The 6,777-nt window shown below is 39.8% G+C and carries 3 protein-coding genes and 2 pseudogenes; 4 read left to right on the forward strand and 1 reads right to left on the reverse strand.

What is annotated here, in order from left to right; genetic code table 11:
• Positions 1–100 precede the first annotated feature (100 nt).
• The 4 genes and pseudogenes from yccS to I2F62_RS06410 form a co-directional block, all read left to right on the forward strand.
• Positions 101–2,272, forward strand: coding sequence for a YccS family putative transporter (yccS, locus tag I2F62_RS06395; protein WP_324626187.1), 2,172 nt, complete (start codon positions 101–103; stop codon positions 2,270–2,272).
• 80 nt (positions 2,273–2,352) lie between these two features.
• Entirely contained in the window at positions 2,353–2,913 is a 561-nt protein-coding gene (locus I2F62_RS06400) for a YcxB family protein (RefSeq protein ID WP_324626188.1), read from the forward strand.
• A 169-nt stretch (positions 2,914–3,082) separates the two neighbouring features.
• Positions 3,083–5,689 carry a sulfite reductase flavoprotein subunit alpha gene (locus I2F62_RS06405; RefSeq protein ID WP_324626189.1) on the forward strand — a complete coding sequence of 869 codons (2,607 nt, stop codon included), beginning with the start codon at positions 3,083–3,085 and terminating at the stop codon, positions 5,687–5,689.
• Between the two features lie 257 nt (positions 5,690–5,946).
• Positions 5,947–6,579 (forward strand): annotated as a pseudogene (locus I2F62_RS06410) (xanthine permease); the annotation flags it as partial.
• A 22-nt stretch (positions 6,580–6,601) separates the two neighbouring features.
• Here the strand turns inward: I2F62_RS06410 and I2F62_RS13185 are convergent.
• Positions 6,602–6,718: pseudogene (locus I2F62_RS13185) on the reverse strand (hypothetical protein); the annotation flags it as partial.
• Positions 6,719–6,777 lie beyond the last annotated feature (59 nt).

Consider the following 6,777-nt stretch of genomic DNA (forward strand, 5'->3'; position numbering starts at 1 on the left):
ACAATAATATACGACTAAAGTATAATCACAACGCATGAAACGGGAAATATCCCAGCATAAGTTGCACAGAATATCATCTTTTAGCTGTTAGGAAATCACTTTGAACCTCGGTCTAGCACGTATTCGTCAATTCACCCATAATTCATCTTTAATGTATAACCTGCGTATTGCAATTGCATTTATCGGAACCACCTTCGTTCCTTATTTATTGCATTTTCAAATTGCAACCATCCCACTGACCTTAGGTGTGGTGGCCGCAGGTTTAAGTGATATTGATGATCGCTTTACCGTTCGGTTAATGAATCAACTCTATACTTACATTGGTTTTTTTATTGCGGCAACATCAATTCAAATTCTGTTTCCGCATCCAGTGTTTTTTGCGCTTGGGCTCATTGTTGCCTGTATTTTTTGGATTTTACTCGGTTCATTAGGACGGCGTTACGCCACCATTTCTTATGGTTGTTTGGTGGTTTCAGTTTATGCCATGTTGGGTGTGCATTTATTTGAACAATGGTATATGCAACCGCTGCTGTTGGTGATTGGTGCCGCGTGGTATGGCGTTTTATCCACCTTAAGCTTTTTGCTGTTTCCGGTACGCCCTGTTCAAGTCAAACTGGCCAATAGTTATTCATCTTTAGGCGATTTTTTATTTGCCAAATCTAATTTGTTCGATGTCGATATGACCGCAGAAAGCTATCGCCAAAGTATGATTGATTTGTCGTTAGAAAATGGCAAACTGGTGAGCTTATTTAATGAAATGCGAACGGCTTTACTCACGCGCTTAAAAGGCGACCGTGGACAAAAAGATACCCGACGCAGTCTACAATATTATTTTGTTGCCCAAGATATTCACGAACGGGTCAATTCCGCACATATTGATTACCAAAAATTAGCCGACTACTTTCAACACAGCGATATTCTATTTCGTTTTCAACGGATTCTGTCTTTGCAAGGCAAAGCCTGTAAAGATTTAAGCGAAAATATTTTAAAATACAGTACCTATAAACACAGCAATCGTTTTAAACATGCCTTTGAAAACTTAAAATATTCACTAAAACGACTTGAGCAGCAATATCCGAACGACCCAATTTGGATTAACGCGTTAAATTCGCTGTACCAAAACTTAAAAGCCATTGATGGTCAATTACGCAACTTAGAAGCAGAACGTGCTTTAAGTATTGACAGCACCAAGCAAGAAAACCAACTCAAAGATGACGATTTAAAAGGCTTTGCGGATATCAAAATTCGTATCAAACAGCATTTAACCCCTGAATCGGTGTTGTTCCGTCACGCGGTACGCCTCTCTTTGGTGCTATTTTCAGCCTATTTATTTGTGCAAATGACCGACATTAAATATGGCTACTGGATTTTACTCACCGCACTGTTTGTGAGTCAGCCCAACTTTAATGCCACCAAGCGCCGCTTGCGTTTGCGTATTATTGGCACATTGGTAGGGATTATTATTGGTTATGGCATTTTATCTTTTGTTCCATCGACAGAAGGTCAGCTGGTCATTTTAATCATTAGTGGTATTTTGTTCTTTGAACTGCGCAGTAAACAATATGCACAAGCCACTGCATTTATTACCATTTTGGCATTAATTAACTTTAATTTAGATGGTTTTGGCATCACTGCTGCACTGCCGCGCCTGATTGATACAATTATTGGCTGTGCCTTTGCATGGGTTGGGGTCAGCTTTATCTTCCCCGATTGGAAATTCCGCCGCTTACCACGAAGCATTACCCGTGCGTTTCAGGCTCAATGCGATTATTTGACCGAAATTGTTCAGCAGTATCATCAAGGGCGAAACAACAATCTGAATTATCGTATGGTTCGCCGCAATGCCCACAATACCGATGCCGAGCTTGCTTCGCTCATTTCGACTTTAGCCACCGAACCCGATATCGACCCGCAACAAAAAACCACTTCGTTTGATTTGCTGTGTTTAAATCATACCTTCTTAAGTTATATTGCAGCGCTTGGCGCACATCGCGAAAAAATTGAAGATCCTGCGGTGTTAACTTTGCTCGACAAAGCCTTTGAAGATGTCTGTGGTGCGTTATTGCGTGACGAAATGCCTGACTTATCTTCGCAAAATATGTTACAAACAATACGACAACGTCTTTCTCAAAATAGCCAACATGATCAGCAAGCGCTTATTATTTTGCAGCAGCTTTCTTTAATGTTTAGTATTTTGAATCAACTCATGACGTTAAAGCAAAAATTGAGTAATCCACACGATGATGCAGCTTCTGAATTCGCTTCGATTTAAAAGCTGATATTTTCGTATAAGAAAACCCTATTTGATGCTAAAATTTTTCCGTTTAATTATAACCATTGTAACGACGCACTATGACCGCTAAGACTTTATATGCATATACTTTGCAGCCCGTAAATTATGAAATATCCGAAGCAGAACAGCGCAATGCGCAGTTAGTGATTTGGCGCAGTACCAATTCTATTGGCCTAAAAGCATGGGCAATTATGGGAGCGGCTACGTTACTTGCAATTTTAGGGCTTATTTTAATTAAAAATTACTCAACTATTTTTTGTTGGGTCATGCTTGCTGCTGTGGCAATTTACTTACTCGTGCGTAAATTTGGCTTAGAGTGGTATGTGAAACGTAAAATGAATGAATTCCCTGCGCAGGAAATTAAAGGCATTCGTTTAGGCGTACAACCGCACGGTATTGTCATGCGTCAACAAATGGGCATTCAAGAAGGTGTCGGCACCATTGCATGGAAAGACATTTACGAATGGTACAACACTCCTGAATTTTTATTATTAAATTTTAAAGTGAAAGATCAACAAGGCGCGTATATTTTACCTAAACGTATGGACAGCAAAAATTTCCCTTTTGCAACCATTCGCAAACATTTGCAAGAAACCGTTGGCGAAGCCAAAAAAGTTTAAGCCAAAGATTAACTTGCACAAAACCCCAGCAACGCAAAGTTCTGGGGTTTTTAATTTTTCAAACCAGATAATGATAATAAGTATTAAATGAAAAACAATAACATTTAACAAACAATCCTGTGTATAATTCTGCTCAAATTTCCTTCTTGTTGACTATGCTACTACAGCCATGTTTAAAAAATCACTCTTTCAAATTCATTGGTTTTTGGGTATTACAGCAGGCCTAATCTTATCGTTGATGGGCGTTACTGGTGCTATTTTTTCTTACGATCAACAAATATTACAATGGATCAATACCGATAGTTATGTCGTTGAAGCGCAACCACAAGCCAAAATGACACCAGCGGAATTATACCAATATTATCAGCAGCACTATCCCGAAACCAAAGTGAATAGCATTACCGTTGCAGCCAGTCCAACCACATCATCTACAGTCAATATTCAAAAAGAAGGTGAACGACGTGGTTATAATCAAATGGTTAACCCCTACACGGCGGCAATATTACCCGAAGTCAAAGGACGTGAATTTTTTCAATTTATTCAACAATTGCATCGCTACTTAACCGCCGGTGAAGTTGGAAAACAAATTACTGCTGCATCCACTTTAATGCTGCTGTTCTTTATTTTTAGTGGCTTATATTTACGCTGGCCTAAAAAACATACTTTTAAACAATGGTTTGCAGTAAAGCCCAAACTCAAAGGCAGAAATTTTATTTGGGATTTGCATGCGGTTGTGGGCACATGGGTCATTTTATTCTATTTGGTGTTTGCAACGACTGGTTTGTATTGGTCGTATGACTGGTGGCGTGATGGCATGTTTAAAGTGATGGGGGTTGAACGCCCACAAATGCAAGGCATGAAACCACCCCGCCCTGAAGGCGGTGCAGCAGCCAATAAACCGCAGCAAAAAGGCAATGGCAATCTAAGAAATCGTGAGCGAGGCCCAGAAGCTGACGCTCAACTGTCAAATATGCAAATCCAACAAGCCTTAACGCAGTCTTGGAGTAGCTTCACACAGACCTATAAAACCGCCTATTCATCGGTGACGTTCAATTTACCGAAAGAACCAGAAAAAGTCGAAATTAGCTTTGTCGACCCAATTCCACAACACGAACGCGCACGCAACAGCACTGTTTATAATCTACAACAACACAGCTTTGAACAAACCAAGCTGTATGAAGATAAAAAGCTCAATGAAAAAATTATGAGCAGTATGCTTCCGGTACATCGAGGCAGTTTCTTTGGGCCCATCTGGCACTTTATGGCCATGTTAGCTTCGCTTGCAATGCCGCTGTTCTTTGTGACCGGATGGATGCTGTATTTAAAACGTCGCAAACAAAAAAAATTAACTCAAGCTGCGCGTGCAGCCTTAGCACCGATGCCTCATGAGCCTAGCGATGGCGCATCTTGGCTTATTGTTTATGCAACACAAACTGGCACAGCAGAAGAACTGGCATGGCTGACTGCAACCAGTTTGCAAGATGCAAAACAAACTGTACAGATACAATCTATGCAAAAAACCAGCCTTGCTGACCTGCAAAATGCAAAACAAGTGCTGTTTGTTGTCAGTACCTATGGCACAGGCGAAGCACCAGATCTGGCACAAAGTTTTGTAAAAAATGTGATGTCTGAAACCGCCAATCTGGCTCAATTACGCTATGCCGTTTTGGCATTGGGTTCAAAAGAATATCCAGACAGCTATTGCCAATTTGGGCATCAGCTCGCGCAATGGCTAACCCGCGCTCAAGCGCAGCCATTATTTGAACTGATTGAAGTAGATAATGCATCGAAAGATGATTTAGAACAGTGGCAACATGCCCTTGCCGAAGTGACGGATTTAGAGCTACAACGCATCGAGATTCAAAAAACCTTTGACGATTGGACGCTTTGTTCAAGAGAGCACATTAACCCAAGTAGTTTAGGTGATCCGATTTATCATCTTCAACTTCAAACCAGTAATGATATTCTCTGGCAAGCCGGTGATATTGCAGAAGTGCAACCATGCAACAGTACAGCGCGCATTACAGACTTTTTAAGTCATGCCGATTTCACCGCCGATGATTGGGTAAAATCTGAAGGTTGTGACTTTGCAACAGCGCTACAAGATAAAAACCTGACCACGCCTTTACCAAGCTTTTCCACTACCGATGAAATTGTGAAAAATTTGGCGGTGCTTCCTGTCAGAGAATATTCAATTGCCAGTATTCCAAAACAAGGACATCTAGATTTAGTCATTCGACTCAGTCGTGATAAAAATGGCGCGGTCGGCTTAGGTTCTGGATGGCTCTGTGAGCATGCGGCTGTCGGTCAAACCGTGCAAATGCGCATTCGTACCAATGAAAGTTTTCATATCATTAACGATAACCGTCCAATTATTTTCATTGGCAATGGTACTGGTATTGCGGGGCTAATGAGCTTATTGCAGCAACGTGCCGAAATGCAGTATTCACAAAATTGGTTAATTTTTGGTGAACGCCAGCGCGAACACGATTTCCTATTTGAAACGACACTCACCACGTGGCTTAAATCTGGACATTTGCAGCAACTTGACCTCGCCTTCTCGCGCGATCAAGCAGAAAAAATTTATGTGCAAGATGTACTACGCCAACATGCCGCGCAAGTTAAACGCTGGATAGACCAAGATGCTGTGTTGTATATTTGCGGCAGCATTGAAGGTATGGCCACTGGGGTTGAACAAGCCTTAATTGAAATTTTAGGTGCAGATGAACTCGAGCAATTACGTGAACAAGGACGTTATCGCCGCGATGTTTATTAAGTTGATTGTTTAATTTTAAGCCCAGACTTCGGTCTGGTTTTTTTATGATCGTATGATTGACATATTCAAAAATTGAATCGAATATCTCACAGCATCAATCAAAAATGATATTTATAAGTTTATGCATTCAAGTCTGTTTTAATCATGCTTGATTGCTAAAATCACATCTTTTACATTTTACCAATACGATGTATTCATTCATATCACAAATATGTTATTTATTCTTACTACAACATCATCATTTTATGGATGCTCGTGTGAAATTAACCGAATCAGGACAGATATTTTTTGTTTGTGTCGCGCTATTGATGGTTTGGTCATTTATCCTCACCCAAAGATGGGTGAATCGTTTAATTCAAAATAAAAAATCGGATAGCGTCAGTCATTCAACGTCTCAACGAAAAAAAATAAAAGCAAAAACCGAGCGGCCAAGTAAATTCGAATTCGCCTATTTATTTGCTGTTGTATTTTCGATCAGTGCTATATTTTTTCCATTTAGCTACTGGGTTACTCAAGCCATCTATAATTTGAGCACCAAACCAACATATACAGGCCGAATTGTCAGTTACACATCAGAATGGGTAAAAACAGAAAGAACCGATTCAAATAATCGCTCGTATACCGTTGATGAGCTAAGACATACCGCACAAGTCACATTTACCGATAAAGATCATCAGATACATACTTTAGATAATTCGATCAACTCCACAGCCATCCCTGTCGTTGGTGATAGCATCACTATCGTTTATGCTCAGGGCGATCAACGGGTTGCAGAAAAGAGTATTCGAAGCTTTATCCTATATTTTGCAGCATCATTCATGTTATTTATTCTTGGCTTTATATTGATTGCAATTATTGCCTATGGTTTAAATCGAGATATGACGACTTATATAGCTAGATTAAAAAAGTTTACTACATTTCATTAAATGCTATATCTAAAGCTTCGATAACATTTTTCTGTTTTTGACTGACAATATTTCGTACTTTTCTTTTTAAAACTGACCATGCTTTTTCAATTGGATTAAAATCAGGGCTATAGCTAGATTAAAAAAGTTTACTACATTTCATTAAATGCTATATCTAAAGCT

This window comes from Acinetobacter sp. MD2(2019) (assembly GCF_035615615.1).
Classification (GTDB): domain Bacteria; phylum Pseudomonadota; class Gammaproteobacteria; order Pseudomonadales; family Moraxellaceae; genus Acinetobacter.